Origin of the sequence: Gordonia sp. GONU, from assembly GCF_024733855.1 — a bacterium.
Classification (GTDB): domain Bacteria; phylum Actinomycetota; class Actinomycetes; order Mycobacteriales; family Mycobacteriaceae; genus Gordonia; species Gordonia amicalis.
Genome location: NZ_JANRHB010000019.1, coordinates 38,604 through 55,666, shown reverse-complemented (window position 1 = coordinate 55,666; position 17,063 = coordinate 38,604). Strand labels below are relative to the sequence as shown.

14 protein-coding genes are annotated in these 17,063 nt (G+C 68.0%); 7 read left to right on the top strand and 7 right to left on the bottom strand.

Annotated features, from left to right (window positions below):
• The first annotated feature begins 5 nt into the window (after positions 1-5).
• On the top strand, positions 6-479 hold the full coding sequence (locus NWF34_RS16705) for a nuclear transport factor 2 family protein (protein WP_258325547.1): 474 nt from the start codon (positions 6-8) through the stop codon (positions 477-479).
• Positions 472-1,341: a TIGR03619 family F420-dependent LLM class oxidoreductase gene (locus tag NWF34_RS16700; protein WP_258325546.1), complete on the top strand. Its 870-nt coding sequence runs from the start codon at positions 472-474 to the stop codon at positions 1,339-1,341. The genes NWF34_RS16705 and NWF34_RS16700 overlap by 8 nt, the downstream gene beginning before the upstream one ends.
• A gap of 19 nt (positions 1,342-1,360) precedes the next feature.
• Here the strand turns inward: NWF34_RS16700 and NWF34_RS16695 are convergent, their stop codons facing one another.
• The gene (locus NWF34_RS16695; RefSeq protein ID WP_258325545.1) at positions 1,361-1,993 is read right to left on the bottom strand and encodes a histidine phosphatase family protein; all 633 of its coding nucleotides are present in this window, start codon (positions 1,991-1,993) and stop codon (positions 1,361-1,363) included.
• Between the two features lie 166 nt (positions 1,994-2,159).
• Here NWF34_RS16695 and NWF34_RS16690 point away from each other — a divergent pair, with 166 nt between their 5' ends.
• Positions 2,160-3,143, top strand: coding sequence for an LLM class F420-dependent oxidoreductase (locus tag NWF34_RS16690; RefSeq protein WP_258325544.1), 984 nt, complete (start codon positions 2,160-2,162; stop codon positions 3,141-3,143).
• A 174-nt stretch (positions 3,144-3,317) separates the two neighbouring features.
• Here NWF34_RS16690 and NWF34_RS16685 read toward each other — a convergent pair whose 3' ends face one another.
• The gene (locus NWF34_RS16685) at positions 3,318-4,484 is read right to left on the bottom strand and encodes a pyridoxal phosphate-dependent aminotransferase (RefSeq protein WP_258325543.1); all 1,167 of its coding nucleotides are present in this window, start codon (positions 4,482-4,484) and stop codon (positions 3,318-3,320) included.
• A 101-nt stretch (positions 4,485-4,585) separates the two neighbouring features.
• On the opposite strand from NWF34_RS16685, the gene NWF34_RS16680 reads away from it, so the two are divergent.
• Together NWF34_RS16680 and NWF34_RS16675 are read left to right on the top strand one after the other, a co-directional pair.
• On the top strand, positions 4,586-5,143 hold the full coding sequence (locus NWF34_RS16680; RefSeq protein ID WP_258325542.1) for a pyridine nucleotide-disulfide oxidoreductase: 558 nt from the start codon (positions 4,586-4,588) through the stop codon (positions 5,141-5,143).
• Between the two features lie 141 nt (positions 5,144-5,284).
• Positions 5,285-7,048, top strand: a complete 1,764-nt coding sequence (locus tag NWF34_RS16675) for a serine/threonine-protein kinase (RefSeq protein WP_258325541.1) — start codon at positions 5,285-5,287, stop codon at positions 7,046-7,048.
• 58 nt (positions 7,049-7,106) lie between these two features.
• On the opposite strand, the gene NWF34_RS16670 is transcribed toward NWF34_RS16675, so the two are convergent.
• The 4 genes from NWF34_RS16670 to allB all read right to left on the bottom strand — a co-directional run bounded on the left by NWF34_RS16670 (position 7,107) and on the right by allB (position 13,716).
• Positions 7,107-8,777 (bottom strand): DNA repair helicase XPB, encoded by a 1,671-nt coding sequence (locus NWF34_RS16670; RefSeq protein ID WP_024499875.1) that lies wholly within the window; start codon positions 8,775-8,777, stop codon positions 7,107-7,109.
• Between the two features lie 55 nt (positions 8,778-8,832).
• A complete protein-coding gene (locus NWF34_RS16665) occupies positions 8,833-9,759 on the bottom strand; it encodes an oxygenase MpaB family protein (RefSeq protein ID WP_258325540.1) in 927 nt (308 codons plus the stop codon).
• A 181-nt stretch (positions 9,760-9,940) separates the two neighbouring features.
• Positions 9,941-12,289 (bottom strand): helicase-associated domain-containing protein, encoded by a 2,349-nt coding sequence (locus NWF34_RS16660; protein ID WP_258325539.1) that lies wholly within the window; start codon positions 12,287-12,289, stop codon positions 9,941-9,943.
• A gap of 32 nt (positions 12,290-12,321) precedes the next feature.
• On the bottom strand, positions 12,322-13,716 hold the full coding sequence (gene allB, locus NWF34_RS16655; RefSeq protein ID WP_006438198.1) for an allantoinase AllB: 1,395 nt from the start codon (positions 13,714-13,716) through the stop codon (positions 12,322-12,324).
• 248 nt (positions 13,717-13,964) lie between these two features.
• On the opposite strand from allB, the gene NWF34_RS16650 reads away from it, so the two are divergent.
• Both NWF34_RS16650 and NWF34_RS16645 read left to right on the top strand, forming a co-directional pair.
• Positions 13,965-15,518: an NCS1 family nucleobase:cation symporter-1 gene (locus NWF34_RS16650; RefSeq protein WP_258325538.1), complete on the top strand. Its 1,554-nt coding sequence runs from the start codon at positions 13,965-13,967 to the stop codon at positions 15,516-15,518.
• Positions 15,519-15,538: 20 nt separating this feature from the next.
• On the top strand, positions 15,539-16,261 hold the full coding sequence (locus NWF34_RS16645) for an aspartate/glutamate racemase family protein (RefSeq protein ID WP_006438200.1): 723 nt from the start codon (positions 15,539-15,541) through the stop codon (positions 16,259-16,261).
• Positions 16,262-16,316: 55 nt separating this feature from the next.
• Here NWF34_RS16645 and NWF34_RS16640 read toward each other — a convergent pair whose 3' ends face one another.
• On the bottom strand, positions 16,317-16,934 hold the full coding sequence (locus NWF34_RS16640) for a TIGR03086 family metal-binding protein (RefSeq protein WP_258325537.1): 618 nt from the start codon (positions 16,932-16,934) through the stop codon (positions 16,317-16,319).
• Positions 16,935-17,063: the final 129 nt, after the last annotated feature.

Genomic DNA, 17,063 nt, shown 5'->3' with positions numbered 1-17,063 from the left:
AAGAGATGATGCAACCGGACGAAGCGGCCGCCCGCGAGGAGATCCGGGATCTCGCCGCCCGCTACAACCTCTACGGCGACACCGGCCGCACCGAACAGGAAGCCCGACTGTTCACCGCCGACGGCACCCTCGAGTTCGTCGACCTCGACGCCGCACCACGCAGGTACACCGGGCACTCCGACATCCAGGGATTCTTCGAGGGCGTGAAGTCGGCCTGGCTGGCGGAGATCCGCGACACCGGTGTCAGTGCCCGCGTATTCCACCACCTGACAACCCATGTCATCGACATGACCGGGCCGCGCACCGCACGCGGTACCGCCTATGTGGCGCTGATCAGACACTTCGGGCTGGCGGAATGGGGCCGGTACACCGACGAGTACACACTCACCGACAGCGGCTGGCGCTTCTCGTACCGACGGGTCACCCGCGAGGGCGAGGTCGGCCCGGACGGAGGTGTCCGCGGTGAAGTCCATGGCTGAGACGGAACGGTCGGACGGTCCGCGGTACGGGGTGTCGTTGCTCCGGGTCCACCCCGCGCTGTGGCGAGATGTCGCGATCGAAGCCGAGCGCGCCGGGTACGAATCGATCTGGATGTCGGACCATCTCATGCTGCCCGAGGAGGTGGATCGCGAGAAGTACCCCGACGGCGAGCTCCCGATCTCCTCGCATTCGCCGATCTTCGACGTCATGGTTCACCTCGCTGCACTGGCGGCGGTCACCACCACGCTGAGGTTGGGCACCTACGTGTACCAGCCCGCGCTGCGTCATCCGTTCGTGGCGGCACGCGCGGTGGCGACGCTGGACGTGGTGTCCGGAGGTCGCGTCGAACTGGGCGTCGGCGCCGGCTGGTCGGAGGCCGAATGGGACCTCGTCGGAGTCGACTTCGCGCGGCGAGGCGAACTGCTGGACGAAACCCTGGATGTGCTGGACGGCCTCTGGACCCAGAAGAGTTTCGCCTACCAGGGTGCGCACCACGCGTTCCCGAGCGTCGGCTTCGAGCCCAAGCCGGTCCAGCAGCCGCGACCGCCGCTGCACATCGGCGGCGAGTCGGCCCCGGCGTTGCGGCGGGCCGTGGCCCGGGGTGACGGGTGGATCGGCATGCACCACACTCCGGCGTCCGTGGCCGTCCCGCTCGCCAGACTGCGTGCCGCAGAGCGGGATTCCGGCCGGTCGCGGCCGCTGCAGACCACCGTCGCCGCGCATCAGGGCGAGGTCGACGCCGAGGGTTGGTCCGCGAGCGGGATCGACCGTGTCATCGTCGCGCCGTGGAGCCGGTCCGGTGAGGCGATCGACGGTCTCCGGCGGTTTGCGCAGGAGCACATCCGGCCGCGCAGCGAGTAGCGGGAGGCCGGAGCGCGGCTCAGTGACTGATGAGGTCGTGGTTGCGAAGGTGGCCGGTCTCGTTGACGGACTGCACGGCCCATGCCCCGTCGTGATGGCGGACCCGGGTGACCGACGCGTGAGCGGCGAAGAAGAAGACATCCCGCTCGACGCCGAGCAGGGAGGCGAGGAACGCGCTGATCGCACCGCCGTGGCTCACCGCCGCGACGGTCTGCCCGGAATGCTCCTCGCCGATCGCGGTGAGTGCACCGCGGAGCCGGTCGCGCACGGACGCCCCGTCTTCGGCTTGCTCGCCGTGCATCTCGATCTCCCGCAGGTCGTTCCGGATCTGCGTCGTCAGAGGTGCTGCGGCCACGGCGGCGACGGCGTCCGCGGTCGACACCGCGCGGGCCAACCGACTCGAGTAGACGGCCGTCAGCGGCTCGTCCGCGAGGAGTTCGGCGGTCAGCCACGCCTGCGTGGACCCGACCGCCGAGAGCCCGGGTCCGGCCGCACCGCCGGCTTCCAGATCATCGGGATCGAAGGACTGCTGGGCATGGCGGACCAGGATCACCTCGGTCCACGGCCGGTCGATCAGCATCTCCCGCCGCAGCCGGGACCGCTCCTGGTGCAGGATGTTGGTGTCGTATTCAGGCCGGTCGCCTGCTGTCATGTGTCGTTCTCCCCAATTGCCGATGGTCGACCAGCGGCGATGTCGTGGCGGATGGCGGCGAGTCGACGAACTCATCTATGGATGGAATATTCAGTATCAGACTATCGTAGTGACGGGCAGACGCGGGGGTGTGTCGGCGCCGCGGTCAGTGCGTAGGTTGGACATCATGCGATTCGGACTCTTCATTCCCCAGGGCTGGCGGCTTGATCTCGTGGGTATCGACCCGGCGAGCCAGTGGGAGGTGATGTCGTCGGTGGCGAACCGCGCCGAGGCCGGCGGCTGGGACTCGGTGTGGGTCTACGACCACTTCCACACCGTCCCGCTCCCGACCGACGAGGCCACGCACGAGGCCTGGACGCTGGTGTCGGCGCTGGCCGCGACCACCAGTCGCGTCGACATCGGACAGATGTGCACCGCGATGAGCTACCGCAACCCCATGTACCTGGCGAAGGTCGCCGCCACCGCCGACCTCATCTCCGGAGGTCGCGTGCAGATGGGCATCGGCGGCGGTTGGTACGAACATGAGTGGCGCGCCTACGGATACGGGTTTCCCTCGGCAGGAGAGCGTCTCGCCCGGCTCGACGAGGGCGTGCAGATCATGAAGCAGGCGTGGGAGACCGGCCGCGCGACCCTGGATGGCAAGCACTACACCGTCAACGACGCCATCTGCCGGCCGCAGCCGACTGCCGGGAAGCTGCCGCTGTGGATCGCCGGCGGTGGAGAGAAGAAGACGCTCCGGATCGCGGCGCAGTATGCCGACTACACCAACTTCGACGGCACCCCCGAAGGGTTCGCCCACAAATCGTCGGTGCTCCGACAGCACTGCGCCGACCTCGGACGCGACTTCGATTCGATCGTCCAGTCGTCGAACTACAACGTCATGCTCGGTGCGACCGACGCCGACGTGGAGCGCAAGCTCGCCGACCTCGAGACGCGGCTCGCGAAGATCGTCGGACCCGACGCGGCGTCGGGCAGCATGGGGGCGTTCCGCGGGATGCCCGCGGTCGGGACGCCGGAGAAGGTCGTGGAGAACCTGCGTGGGCTCGAGGAAGCCGGGATGTCCTACGGGATCTTCTACTTCCCGAACATCGCCCACGACCGTGAGGATCTCGAACTCTTCGAGCAGCAGGTGGTGCCCGCGCTGCGCTGAGTGGATCGGAGGCGGTCGGGATTGCTGGTTGAGCCGGTAGCGAGCGGAGCGAGCCACCGCGTCGAAACCTCGCGCCATGCTGGTTGAGCGGGTCGGTGGGGTGTGGTGGCGGGCGGGTTTCGACGCGACGCCTCGCTTCGCTCAGTGTCGGCTCAACCGGCATGGGAGCGGAGCTCAGAGGTTTCGCAACCGTTCCGCGGCTTCGGCGATGACGTCGTCGCGTTTGGCGAAGGCGAAGCGTACGAGGTGGTGCCAGGGTTCGCGGTCGTCGGCGAAGACGCTGACCGGGACCGCGGCGACGCCGATCCGTTCCGGCAACGACCGGCAGAACTCGATGCCGTCGTCGATGCCGAGAGGGCGGGGGTCGGCGCAGACGAAATAGGTTGCCTCACTGCGATGTACGTCGAAACCGGCGTCGAGTAGCGCGTCGGTGATCATATCCCGCTTCTCCTGCAGCGCGGCGGCTGATGCACGGACCCAGCCGATCTCGTTGTCGAGTGCGTGCGCGACGGCCGGTTGGAACGGTCCGGAACCGACGTAGGACATGTACTGCTTGGCCGTCTTGGCCGCGGCGATCAGTTCGGGTGGTCCACTGATCCAGCCGACCTTCCAGCCCGTGCAGTTGAAAGTCTTGCCGGCGCTGGAGATCCGGAGCGTACGCTCGCGCATCTCGGGCAGGGTCGCCAGCGGTGTGTGGGTGCGTCCGTCGAAGAGCAGGTGTTCGTACACCTCGTCGGTCACCGCGATGACGTCGAATTCGATGCACAGGCGGGCGATTTCGGCGAGGTCGTCCTCGGAGAGCACGGTGCCCGTCGGGTTGTGCGGCGTGTTCAGCATGAACACGGCACTTTTCGGGCCGAAGGCGTCCGCGAGACGTTCGCGGTCGAGGCGGAAACCGTCGCCGTCGGGGACGAGCGGCACGACGCGTCGGACACCACCGGCCATCGCGACGGTCGCGGCGTAGGCGTCGTAGTACGGCTCGATCATGATGACCTCGTCGCCCGGCTCGATGATCCCGACGATGGCACCCGCGACCGCTTCCGTCGCGCCGACCGTGATCAGAACCTCGCGGTCGGGGTCGTAGTCGAGGTCGTAGTGCTCGCGCTGGTGGCGCGCGACGGCATGCCGCAGTTCCAGGACCCCGATCCCGGGCGGGTACTGGTTGTGGCCGTCGGTGATGGCGCGCCGGGCGGCTTCGAGCATCGCTTCCGGACCGTCGGTGTCGGGGAAACCCTGCCCCAGGTTGATGGCGTCGTGCTCGACGGCCAGCGCCGACATCTCGGCGAAGATCGTGGTCATGAACGGCCGCAGACGGGTCGCGGTCCTGCTCTCGAATGACATGTGTCCAGGGTGGCACATCGCCGGGGCGTGCAGCGTCCGGACCGCGTTTGACCTGCCTGATTCCCGGACTTTGCAACGTCATTGCAGCGTACGATCCTCGCATGACAGCGCCGGCGAAGGTTCGAACGTCTGGTCGCGTGCGACCCGCGGTCATCATCGCCTTCGTGGCGTGCGCCGCGCTGGTGGTGCTGGGCGGGTGTTCGTCGGTCGAGCGTGTGACGAACAACGTCTCCAAGCCGTCGGATGTGGCGATCGGTCAATGTGTGCAGGTCAGGACTGCCGGCGGCGACGATGCAACGGTCGAGGCGACGAAGTCGGAGTGCGACGCCGACGCGATGACCTTCATCGCGTCGCAGATCGTGTCCGGCGAGTGCGGCGAGTTCGAGAACTACCTGACCTTCCCCGAGACCTCCGACCGTCTGTGTCTGATGCCGAACTTCGCTCAGAGTGAGTGCTACTCGATCCCGCAGTCCGCGGGTGGTTCGCTGGTCGACTTCAAGGAGGTCGACTGCACCGCCGACGCCGGCCCCGACTCCGTGATCTATCGCGTCGAGACCACCGGCGACGGCTCGCTCGAATGCGCCGAAGGACAGGTCAAGGCCACCTACGAGAAGCCGGTACCACGCGTCTACTGCCTGGCGTCGCTGTCCGGCGCCTGACCCTCATCGCTCCTCGACCGGGCCACCGCCGGATCGTTCCGGGGTGGTCCGGTTGAGCGACGCCGGGACACGTTGTGCTCGCCGCACACGATCTGGAGGTGACAGACTTGGACAACCTGCCGAGAAGGATGAGGAGGGGCGATGCCGCGGACTCCCGGTGAGCACTTCGCCGGATACACGATCATCCGACTCATCGGTCGGGGCGGAATGGGCGAGATCTATCTGGCCCGACACCCGCACCTGCCACGCAACGAGGCGCTGAAGGTCCTGCCTGCCGAACTCAGCCGTGACCCGATGTACCGGCAGCGGTTCGTCAAGGAGGCCGAACACGCCTCGAGCGTCGTACATCCGTCGATCGTCACCATCTTCAACTCCGGTGAGTACGACGGGCATCTGTGGATCGCGATGGAGTTCATCGACGGCATCGACGCCCTCAAACTGTTGCGGAAGACTCCGCAGGGACTCGATCCGCAGACCGTCATCGCCATCGTCCGGTCCGTCGGCGCGGCCCTCGACCGTGCCCACGCCACCGGCCTGCTGCACCGTGACGTCAAACCCGCCAACATCCTGCTCCAGGGCCTCGACAGTCCAGAACCGCGAGTGTTGCTCGCGGACTTCGGGATTGCCAAGTCGGAACAGGACGTCAGCCATCTGACGTCGACCAACGTCTTTCTCGGCACCGTGGCCTACGCGGCGCCGGAGCAACTGCTCGGCAACACCGTCGACGGCCGCGCCGACCAGTACGCGCTCGCCGCCACCGTCTTCGAACTCCTCACCGGCCGGCCACCGTTCCAGGGCTCCGGCACGGCGTCGATCATCGCCCACCACCTGCAGTCGATGCCGCCACGACTGTCGAGCCTGCGTCCCGGGATCTCGCCCGCGGTCGACGCGGTGTTCAGCCGCGCACTGGCCAAGGAACCCGAACGCCGCTATCGCTCGTGCCGTGAGTTCGGCGTCGAACTCGAACGAGCACTCACCACACCGGACCCGCCGAAACTGTCCAAGGAGCCGACGCCGCGAGCCCCGGGTTCGACGCCCGGACCCGGAATCGGTGCTCCGTATCAGCAGCCGGGGAGCCATCGGCCGCAGCAACCGCCTCGGGCCGTGCAGCCGCCCTACGGGGGTCAACCGTCACATGCCGGGGCGTCATCCGGCGCTGGGTCGCCGGGGTATGCGCCCGGACAACCACCACCGGGTTCGTATCCCGGCGGCTACCAGGGGTATCCGTCGCAACCCGGATACCCGACGCCGCCGCCCGGGAAGAAGGGGGCGGGGGTACTGATCGCGCTCGGTGCGCTCGCACTCGTGCTGGTCCTCGCCATCGTCGGTGGCATCGTCTACGTGGCGACCAAGGTGTCGAGCCCACCCGAGGCGTCGGGGACATCGACGACGAACGCAGTCGGCCCGACGGAGTCCGCCGGGACCACCCCGGGCCAGAGTCCCGCGGCCCGCACCACCGACACCACGCCACTGTCGGTCACCGGACCCGACGACGTGCAACTCGGCGAATGCGTCAGCATCGCCATGCAGGCGGGATCGTCGACGACGGTGCTGGCGTCGAAGGTCGACTGCGACTCGTCGGGCATGAACTTCTACACCGCGTCGATCATCCCCGCATCCACTTCCTGTGCCAGCGAACAAAATTCGACGCTGACCTTCCCGAACAGCACCCGGAAGCTGTGCCTCACACCGAATTTCTACCAGGGGCTCTGCTACCTGATCCCGAAGGAGGGCGGGTCGCTGTCGGACTATCGCGAGGTTCCGTGCACGAGTGCGCCCGCGTTGCGGACGGTACTCGCGCGCGTCAGCACACGGGCCACATCGTCGGTCACCTGCGCCACGGGCGAAGCCCGCTGGACTTTCTTCCAGCCGGAGTCGATCGGGTACTGCCTCGTCGAGATCTGACGGGGGACAGGGGCGTGGTCGACCCCGGCGGGTCTCGCCGCCGGTGTCGGGGCCTGCCTCAGTCCGCGGAGGTGGTGTCCCCGATGGTCGGGCCGAGGAGGTCGTCGGCGTCGGTGATGCGGTACGCGTAACCCTGCTCGGCGAGGAACCGCTGCCGGTGTGCGGCGTAATCGGCGTCGAGGGTGTCGCGGGACACCACCGAGTAGAAGTGGGCTTGTCCGCCATCGTGTTTCGGTCGCAGCAGTCGGCCGAGGCGCTGGGCCTCTTCCTGGCGTGACCCGAAGGTGCCCGACACCTGGACGGCGACCGACGCCTCGGGCAGGTCGATGGAGAAGTTCGCCACCTTGGACACGACGAGAGTCTGCAACTCGCCGGAACGGAAGCGGTCGAACAGGATCTCGCGCTCCTTGTTCTTCGTCGACCCCTGGATGACCGGGCAGTCGAGTTCGCGGCCGAGCTCCTCCAGCTGGTCGATGTAGGCGCCGATCACCAGCGTCTGCTGGCCCTGATGCTTGTTCAGGATCGCCTTCACCACGTTGACCTTGGTGTGCGCGGTGGAGCAGAGTTTGTACTTCTCCTCCGGCTCGGCCACCGCGTACTGCAGGCGCTCCTCGTCGGTGAGGGTCACGCGGACCTCGATGCACTCGGCGGGTGCGATCCAGCCCTGGGCCTCGATGTCCTTCCACGGGGCGTCGTAGCGCTTGGGGCCGATGAGGGAGAAGACGTCACCTTCGCGGCCGTCCTCGCGGACCAGGGTCGCGGTGAGGCCGAGGCGTCGGCGCGACTGCAGGTCGGCGGTCATGCGGAAGACCGGGGCGGGCAGCAGGTGCACCTCGTCGTAGATGATCAGGCCCCAGTCGCGGGAGTCGAAGAGGTCGAGATTCCTGTACTCGCCCTTCGACTTTCGCGTCATCACCTGATAGGTCGCGATGGTGACCGGACGGATCTCCTTGCGCTCGCCCGAGTACTCGCCGATCTCCTCCTCGGTCAGCGTGGTGCGGGCGATCAGCTCACGCTTCCACTGCCGGCCGGCGACGGTGTTGGTCACCAGGATCAGTGTGGTGGCGCCGGCCTTGGCCATCGCGGCCGCGCCGACCATCGTCTTGCCCGCACCACACGGCAGCACGACCACACCGGAGCCGCCGGCCCAGAACGAGTCGGCCGCCATCTCCTGATAGTCGCGCAGGTGCCAGTCGTCCTGGGCGAGGGCGATGGGGTGCGCCTCGCCGTCGACATAACCCGCGAGGTCCTCGGCCGGCCAGCCGACCTTCAGCAGCACCTGCTTGAGGCGGCCGCGCTCGGACGGATGGACGATGACGGTGTCGTCGTCGATCTGCGCACCCAGCATCGGGGCGACCTTCTTGTTGCGCATGACCTCGAGCAGCACCGCACGGTCGAGGCTGACCAGCGTCAGTCCGTGCGCCGGGTGCTTCACCAGCTGCAGACGGCCGAAACGACCCATCGTGTCGACGACGTCCATCAGCAGCGGCTGCGGCACGGCATAGCGCGAGTAGGTGACCAGCGCGTCGACGACCTGCTCGGCGTCGTGACCCGCGGCGCGCGCATTCCACAGGGCGAGCGGCGTGACCCGGTAGGTGTGCACGTGCTCGGGGGCACGTTCGAGTTCGGCGAAGGGTGCGATCGCCTGACGAGCGGCCTGCGCGTCGGGGTGGTCGACCTCGAGCAGCAGTGTTTTGTCGGATTGCACGATCAGGGGTCCATCGGTCACCCGCTCCATTGTCCAGATGGGAGCACCGGTTGTCAGCGACGGGTGAGTTTGTGGGTCAGAACACGGGGATGCCGAGCCGGCGGCGCACCCGCAGGTCGACGATGTTCAGCCGGAAAATACCCCGCAGAACCGGTGCCACGACCGGGTCGACGACGCGCATCGCGGCGAGAATCGACTGGTAGCGGCGGGCGTCGTCCTCGGTCCAGGTCCAGCCCATCATCGCGCGGAACTCCGGGGGGAGGCCTGCGTTGATGGCGTAGGTGAGGAAACCGCCGAGGGTCTTGTGGGCGACGGTGCCCACGACGCCGGCGCGGAACTCGAGGAACGAGAGGTCGGCGAGATTGCGTAGCTCCTGGCGCACCGGCTCGTCGATCCGCAGTTCGGCCAGCTGGCTGTTCCAGTAGACGAGGAGCGCGTCGTAGGTGGCCGGCCACTTGTCGCGGGGGACGTTGAGCGCGGTGCCGAGCGGATGCGCCTCGGTGAGGACCATCTGCTTCTCGGCCTCGGTGAGCGGTCCGTAGATCAGTTCGTACTGATCGATGAAGTACTTGAGCAGGCACACCGCGACCCATAGCTGCAGACGCGAATCGTTGGCGCTGTAGCGGACCGGGCTGTTCTCGGTGGAGTAGACCTGATCGTGGACGCGCCCGACGAACTCGTGGATGTAGGCCTTGTCCTCGTCGCTGCCCATCAGCGCGACGGCCAGGAAGGTGCCGGTGGTTCGGGCACGTTTGATCGGGCGCTTGATGGCATTGCCCCGCGGGACGCGGCTCTCGTGGACGCCGTACCCGACCTTCGGGTTGGACAGCTGCATGATCACGTTCGCGACGGAGAGCGTCGGACCGATGACGGTGACGAGGTCGGCGGGGCGTGTCACCGGACGCCGGCGCCGTGACGGCGGTTTGATCCTCGATACCAGGTCGTGCTGGTAGGTGTCCGGGACGTCGGCGGTAGCGTCGGCGAGAGGGCGCACAGCGGTCATGACGGGCCAACTTTCCTCGGCTGAGTACCCGTGAGCCTACCAAGATTCTGAGACGGATGTCACAGGTCGTTCCATTGGGCGGCCGGACGGTCGAGAAATTCGTCCCCCTGAAGGGTGTCCGGGGGCGATGTGCCCTCGGGTGGTGCTCAGGGGGACGAGAATTTCGCCGGACCGGCGCAGACTAGGCGTCGAGCAGCTCGACGCTGGTGAGGCGGTGCAGGGAGAACCGCTGCTCGGTGTCGCTGCCGTCTTCGACGGCCACCAGTTGGCCGGCGCCGAGGACCTTCGGGGTCACGACGTGGCGGCTGGCCGACCCCTGGGCGTCGACGTAGCCGACGCGGAGCCGGCGGTTGGCGCGCAGTGCGAGCTGGATCAGCGCGGTGGCCGACTCGCCGCCGCCGGTCGCGCGCACGGGTGTCGAGGTAGAGGTGGTGCGTACCGGGGTGGCCGCCGCGGCGCGGTCGGTCGAGCGGATCCGTCCGACCACCGAACGCAGCTGTTCCGCCGACGGCGCGCTGCGGCGCGGCTGGCTCTGGCGACGTGCCCGCGACACGGTGACGCGACTGCCGCGTTCGCGGAGGTCGACGACGGCGCCCGACGAATCCTCGCCTGCCGGAGCGAATCCCGCGGCGCGCAGCTGATCGATCACCTCACGCACCTCCGACGGCGAGATCGCCACGGTCGGGGCGAGCGCCCGCAGCGCAAGGGGTTCGGCGGCCGGACTGCGCAGCACCGCGGCCAGGACCGTCGAGTCCTCGCAGCGGATGAAGGCCGACGCGACGCCGACCCGCAACTGTCCGTGCTTACGGGCGACATCCTCGATCAGATACGAAAGAGATTGTGGCACCGGAGTTCTCGAATGGGTGGTGAACATCGACAGCAGCTCGTTGCTGCTGCGTCCGGCGTCGAGCGCGCGGCGCACGCTTTCCGGGGTGATCCGGTACACCGACGCCGCGCCACCGGATTCGAGGTCGGCGACGAGTTCGACCTGCTCGGCGAGTTCCGGTGTCATCGGGCCCGGCACGGTGAGGGTGAGGTCGGCCTGGGTGAGGAAGTGGTCCACCGGCTCGGGCAGTGCGGCCCGCATTGCCGCCAGGACCGCGGCGTCGGCGTCGGCGGGATCGGCGTCGGCCGGCGGTTCGACGGTGTAGGCCCGGCCGACGGTGGTCAGCGCATCGTGCGCGACGAGGCCGATTTCGCGTGCCTCACGCAGGGTTTCGGCGACGAGGCGTCGGCTGAAGCGTCGGATCTGGCGCGGCCGATGCCAGTGCAGGTTCGCCAGCACGGCGTCGGGCGACACCGCGACCGCCGGATCGGCGTGGGCGAGCGTCGATAGGATGAGCTGCCGCTGGATGGGGGCGTAGGCGTCGTGGAGTTCGGCGGACAGGGTGGCCATCGCGTTGCCGTCGCGGTCGGGGTCGCCGACCTGCCAGGCGCGGCGGGGCATGTGCAGCCAGGCGTCGGCCAGGGACAGCCATTGGCGTTCGCGCGGCTGGTGCATCCAGGTGTCTGCGGTGGAGGTCGGGGCGAAGGCCTGCTCGCCGGAGTCGTTGGGAGGCGGAGGTTCCGGGAACCCGGCGTCGATGATCCGGAGGTAACCGGCGAGTTCGATCAGGAAGGCGACGCGCCCGGTCTCGATGCCGGTGAGCTTGGCGAGGCGTCGGAGTTCGCGGACGCCGAGCGCTCCGGACCGTAGGACCGCGGCGGGGGTGGCGCCGAGGACGTTGATCAGCGAGGTGAGGTGGCGGATGAGTTCGAGGGCCTCGCCGCCCGCCGCGGCGTCGACCGCCTTGGCCGGGAAGCGGGGCTTGACACCCGGTTCGTGCAACGGAGGGGGAGTGAGATCATCGGTGCGCCAAGCTGGTTCGTCGCGGATCACCGCTCCGACCATGGGTGGGAGTTCGACGGTCTGATTGTCGACGCGGGCCAGTAGTCCCGACGAGATCAGCTGTGCGACCGGCGTGGACGGGTCGGCGTCGGGGGCGGCGTCGCGGCTGCGACCCAGGGCCGGACCGCGAGCGAGGGTCTCCAGGAGCTCTCTCGGCCGCTCGTCGAGGTCGGCGATCATCGCGGCGATCTCCTCGCCGGTCCGACCTGCCATCGGGCCGGTGAGATGCGATGACCGCCACGGCATCGCGGACTCCACGTGCTCGCCGGCGCAGAGAGCGGTCTTGTCGCCCCAGAGGATCGCGCGGCGTCGGAGAAGGTCGATGCGGGCACGGATGGCATCGGCGTCGGCGCGCCCGGACAACGCCTTGACGATCTTGGTGACCGATGGGCGCTTGGTCTTCGCGGTACTACGGCTGCCCAGCGCGATCGCCTGCTCCAGGACCGCCACCGCCAGGACGTCGAGATCCTCCCCGGCCAGCGCCAACGACGCCGCGGAGAGTGCACGCTGCGCCAGGACCCGGGTGCCCTGCGGAGTGGGGGAGGCGAGGTCGGGGCGTTCGATCAGCAGTTCGGTGAGCTCGTCGTCGGAACGCGCGGCCAACTCATCGGCCAGGCCGGCGTGCTGGTCATCCGAACTCATTCGATCGAGCTTACCGGGTGGGGGTTTCGCCCTCAGACGTCGCCGCGGCGGAGCATCCGACCCCGCGGGGTCTCGAAGTCGACCCGCTGTCCGCGAACCCAGGTCCCCGTGACCACCCCGGCCAACGCGCGGCCGTCGTACGGGCTCACCGGATTCTTGTGGTGGAGCCGGTTGACGTCGACGATATGGGCGGATTCTGGCTCGAAGATCGCGAAGTCGGCATCGCAGCCGAGGGCGATGCGGCCCTTGGTCGGCAGGCCGGCGAGATCCGCGGGCTTCGACGCCATCCACTCGATGACCTGCGGAAGGTCGATGCCGCGTTTCTTGGCCTCCGACCAGATGAGCGACAGCCCGAGCTGCAGTGACGCGACGCCGCCCCACGCGACGCCGAAGTCGCCGTTCTCGGGGTCCTTGAGGTCGATGGTCGACGGCGAGTGGTCGGAGACGATGCAGTCGATCGTGCCGTCGAGCAGTCCCTCCCAGAGCAACTCGCGGTTGCCGGCCTCGCGGATGGGCGGACAGCACTTGAAGGCCGTCGCGCCGTTGGGCACCTCCTCGGCCAGCAGGGTGAGGTAGTGCGGGCAGGTCTCGACCGTGATCTTCACCCCGTCGTTCTTCGCGCTGGCCAGCATCGGCAGGGCGTCCGACGAGGACAGGTGGAGCACGTGTGCACGCACGCCCGTCCATCGCGCACGCTCGATGACCTCGGCGATCGCCAGGTTCTCGGCGCCCCGCGGCCGCGACGCGAGGAAGCGGGCGTAGTCGTCGCCTTCCGGTGACGGGGCGTTGTCGATGGCGCGGGAGTCCTCGGCGTGGACGATCATCAGCGAGTCGAACTCGGCGAGCTTCGCCATGTCGGCTTCCATCTCGTCGGCCGTCAGGTGCGGGAACTCGTCGACCCCCGAGTGCAGCAGGAAGCACTTGAAGCCGAACACGCCCGCGTCGTGCAGTCCGCGTAGGTCGTCTTCGTTGCCGGGGATGGCGCCGCCCCAGAAACCGACGTCGATGTGCGTCTTGCCCTGCGCGGCTGCGCGCTTCTCGGCCAGCGCGTCGACGTTCACGGTGGGCGGGATCGAGTTGAGCGGCATGTCGATGAGCGTGGTGACGCCGCCGGCGGCCGCCGCACGGGTGGCCGAGTCGAAGCCCTCCCATTCGGTGCGGCCGGGCTCGTTGACGTGCACATGGGTGTCCACCAGTCCGGGGATCATCACCTGGTCGTCGGCCAGCTCGATGACCTCGCGGCCGGCCAGTCCGCTCCCGAGCGGTTCGATGGCGACGACACGCCCGCCGCGGATGCCGATCTCCCGCGCCACGATACCGGCCGTCGTCAGCGTCTGGCGGCCCCGCACGACCAGGTCGAACGGCGCTTCGGTCACGTCGGAGGCGGAATCGGAGAGAGGGGTCGGGGCACCGGTTTCTGCGGTCATGGGGCGGGACTCCTTGGGTGGTCGCCGTGTCCGGGGGTCGGTCCAGAGACTAACCCAGCAGATTCCTCATCGTGGAATCTTGCGATGCTATTTCGGAAACGCGACTCGCGAGTAGTGCTGGGCGGTGCTATTGACAACGCCCCTGACGATGCGGATAACCTTCACGCACGCGGAACACTAATTCCACATCACGGAAACTTCGCGAGTGTACGAGCGCGGTCATCGACCGTCCGACCGAAAGTGCAGAGATGAGCACTGAACCGCCCACGATCCAGCGCGACGAGGCGACGTCGACGACGTCCCGGACCGGCATCCCCGTCGCCGAGGACGCGCACGGTGTGACCGGAACCGTCCCGGCCGGGCTGAGTCCCAAGCTGTACAACGACGACCTGGCGCCCACCAGCCGCGTCGGCCGACGCTGGAGCAGCTACAACATCTTCACGTTGTGGGCCAACGACGTTCACAGCCTCGGCAACTACGCGTTCGCGATCGGCCTCTTCGCGCTCGGACTGGGCGGCTGGCAGATCCTGACGGCGCTGGTGCTCGGCGGCGTCTTCCTCTTCCTGCTTCTGAACCTCTCCGGTTTCATGGGCGAGAAGACCGGTGTGCCGTTCCCGGTCATGAGCCGAATCTCGTTCGGCATCCGCGGCGCGCAGATCCCGGCCCTCATCCGCGGTGGAGTCGCCATCGCGTGGTTCGGCATCCAGACCTACCTCGCGTCCGTCGTCCTCCGGATCATGCTGGTCGCGCTGTTCCCGGGTGCGGCCGATCTGGACACCAACCGGTTCCTCGGGCTCTCGACCCTCGGCTGGATCTCCTTCGTGTCGTTGTGGGTCATCCAGGTGATCATCGTCAGCTACGGCATGGAGATGATCCGTCGCTACGAGGCCTTCGCCGGTCCGGTCATCCTGATCACGATGGTCGCGCTGGCCATCTGGATGCTGAGCAACGCCGACTGGAGCATCGCGTGGTCGACGCCCGACTCGCTCACCGGTGTCGACATGTGGCTCAAGATCATCGGCGGCGCCAGCCTGTGGGTCGCCATCTACGGCACCTTCGTCCTGAACTTCTGCGATTTCACCCGCAACGCCGAATCGCGAAAGGCGATCGTGCGCGGCAACTTCTGGGGCATCCCGCTCAACATGCTGCTGTTCGGCGGCATCGTGGTCGTCCTGGCCGGCGCCCAGTTCCGGATCGACGGCCGCGTCATCGAGTCGCCGTCGGACATCGTCCAGACCGTGCCCAACACCTTCCTGCTGGTGCTGGCCTGCCTGGCGCTGTTGATCCTGACCGTGGCGGTCAACCTGATGGCCAACTTCGTCGCCCCGATCTACGCGCTGTCCAACCTGTTTCCGCGCCACCTCGACTTCCGGCGTGCAGCATTCGTCGCGGCGGTCATCGGCCTGGTCATCCTGCCGTGGAATCTCTACAACTCGCCCGCGGTGATCAACTACTTCCTCGGTGGACTCGGTGCGCTCCTCGGGCCGCTGTTCGGCATCGTCATGGCCGACTACTGGCTCGTCCGACGCTCGCGGATCGACGTCCCCGCGTTGTTCAGCGAAGCCCCGGATGCCGCTTACCATTACCGCAACGGCGTGAACATGCGGGCCATCGTCGCCCTGGTCCCGACGGCCGCCATCGCCCTGGTGATGGCCTTCGTCTCGGCTTTCGAGGTGGTCTCGGAGTTCTCCTGGTTCATCGGTGCCGGTCTCGGCGCGGTCGTCTACCTGCTGGTGGCCGACCGCCGGGGACCGTTCGCCGAGGTGTCGGGTGAGCCGATCTCCGTCCCCAGCACCCACTGACAACCCCGGAGGAAGATCCGATGCGCATCCTCGTCGCCAACGTCAACACGACCGAGTCGATGACCGAGGCCATCGCCTCCTCGGCACGCTCGGTCGCCTCGCCCGGCACCGAGATCGTCGGCATCACACCACGGTTCGGTGCCGACTCGTGCGAGGGCAACTTCGAGTCCTACCTCGCCGCGATCGCGGTGATGGACGCGATCCTCGCCTACCCCGAGCCGTATGACGCCGTCATCCAGGCCGGGTACGGCGAACACGGACGCGAGGGACTGCAGGAACTCCTCGAGGTCCCGGTCGTCGACATCACCGAGGCCGCGGCGTCGACGGCGATGTATCTGGGTCACCGGTTCTCGGTCGTGACGACGCTGGACCGCACGGTCCCGCTGATCGAGGACCGGCTCAAGCTCGCCGGACTCGACCAGCGCTGCGCATCGGTCCGGGCCTCGGGTCTCGGTGTGCTGGAACTCGAGTCGGATCCGGAACGGGCGGTCAAGGCGATCGTCGAACAGTCCCGGCAGGCGGTTGCCGACGACCACGCCGAGGTGATCTGCCTCGGCTGCGGCGGGATGGCCGAACTCGAGGAACAGGTCCGCGCCGCGACCGGCGTGCCGATCGTCGACGGTGTGCGCTCGGCCGTCACGATCGCCGAAGGTCTTGTCCGGATGGGACTCTCGACGTCGAAGGTCCGGACCTACGCCAAGCCGCGGGAGAAGAAGATCACCGGCTGGCCGTTCACGATCTGATCGACGGGTATCCGTTCCGTCCGAGGGGCGTCCGGAGATGAGGCCCGCACAACGGCTAGTTCTGTGCGGTTGTCCGAGACCACCGCGGGTCCCGACCGGTCAAGCCGGCGAGCCGGTCGGCGAGGGGTGCATCGTCGGGCACCTCGACCACCGGTCCGAACATGCCGTCGCGCTCGTCCTGCGGTTGCGGTGGGAAGTGGAAGTCGAAGACGACCTGAAGGATCTCATCGGGCACATCGAACGAGATGCCCGCGGCGCGCGCGATATCCCAGCCGTGTAGCACCAGTTCCGATAGTGCCACCATCCCCATGATCTCGGCGGGCAACTCGACACCGCCGGCCTGGGTCATCCCCTCCCAGGCGGCATCATCGTCCCACGAATCCGCGAGGTCGTGCACGTGACGTTGCATATCGTCCCGCCACTCCGACGGCAGTTGGGTCTGCTGGTTCTGCGTCGGGTCTGGCGGCGTCGACGTCAGCGGGCCGAACTCTTTGCGTGCCGCAGCCGAGAACGCCTGCGACAGGCCGTCAACATGGGTCAGCAGGGCGGCGAGGTTCAGGTCGCGACACGGGGTCGGACGGGCCAGTTCCGTATCGGCGATCGTGGCAGTCATGGCGACCACGTGATCGGCAGCTGCCGATATCGATCGCGCCTTGGGGTTGTCGGTGGACATGCGCTCCCTCTCGTCGTCTCCGGGTACTCACCGGGACTGACCGACCAACAGCGGACTTCTCATCGGCCGGCGACGTCGTGCGGCCTCGGCGTAGCCGGCCTTCGGGCAGAACGCGCGACGTTGACGTGG

Bases quoted from the DNA above. Each gene is read 5' to 3' on its own strand.
- NWF34_RS16705 (WP_258325547.1), top strand. From the start codon at position 6: ATGATGCAACCGGACGAAGCGGCCGCCCGCGAGGAGATCCGGGATCTC.
- NWF34_RS16700 (WP_258325546.1), top strand. From the start codon at position 472: ATGGCTGAGACGGAACGGTCGGACGGTCCGCGGTACGGGGTGTCGTTG.
- NWF34_RS16695 (WP_258325545.1), bottom strand. From the start codon at position 1,993: ATGACAGCAGGCGACCGGCCTGAATACGACACCAACATCCTGCACCAG.
- NWF34_RS16690 (WP_258325544.1), top strand. From the start codon at position 2,160: ATGCGATTCGGACTCTTCATTCCCCAGGGCTGGCGGCTTGATCTCGTG.
- NWF34_RS16685 (WP_258325543.1), bottom strand. From the start codon at position 4,484: ATGTCATTCGAGAGCAGGACCGCGACCCGTCTGCGGCCGTTCATGACC.
- NWF34_RS16680 (WP_258325542.1), top strand. From the start codon at position 4,586: ATGACAGCGCCGGCGAAGGTTCGAACGTCTGGTCGCGTGCGACCCGCG.
- NWF34_RS16675 (WP_258325541.1), top strand. From the start codon at position 5,285: ATGCCGCGGACTCCCGGTGAGCACTTCGCCGGATACACGATCATCCGA.
- NWF34_RS16665 (WP_258325540.1), bottom strand. From the start codon at position 9,759: ATGACCGCTGTGCGCCCTCTCGCCGACGCTACCGCCGACGTCCCGGAC.
- NWF34_RS16660 (WP_258325539.1), bottom strand. From the start codon at position 12,289: ATGAGTTCGGATGACCAGCACGCCGGCCTGGCCGATGAGTTGGCCGCG.
- allB (WP_006438198.1), bottom strand. From the start codon at position 13,716: ATGACCGCAGAAACCGGTGCCCCGACCCCTCTCTCCGATTCCGCCTCC.
- NWF34_RS16650 (WP_258325538.1), top strand. From the start codon at position 13,965: ATGAGCACTGAACCGCCCACGATCCAGCGCGACGAGGCGACGTCGACG.
- NWF34_RS16645 (WP_006438200.1), top strand. From the start codon at position 15,539: ATGCGCATCCTCGTCGCCAACGTCAACACGACCGAGTCGATGACCGAG.
- NWF34_RS16640 (WP_258325537.1), bottom strand. From the start codon at position 16,934: ATGTCCACCGACAACCCCAAGGCGCGATCGATATCGGCAGCTGCCGAT.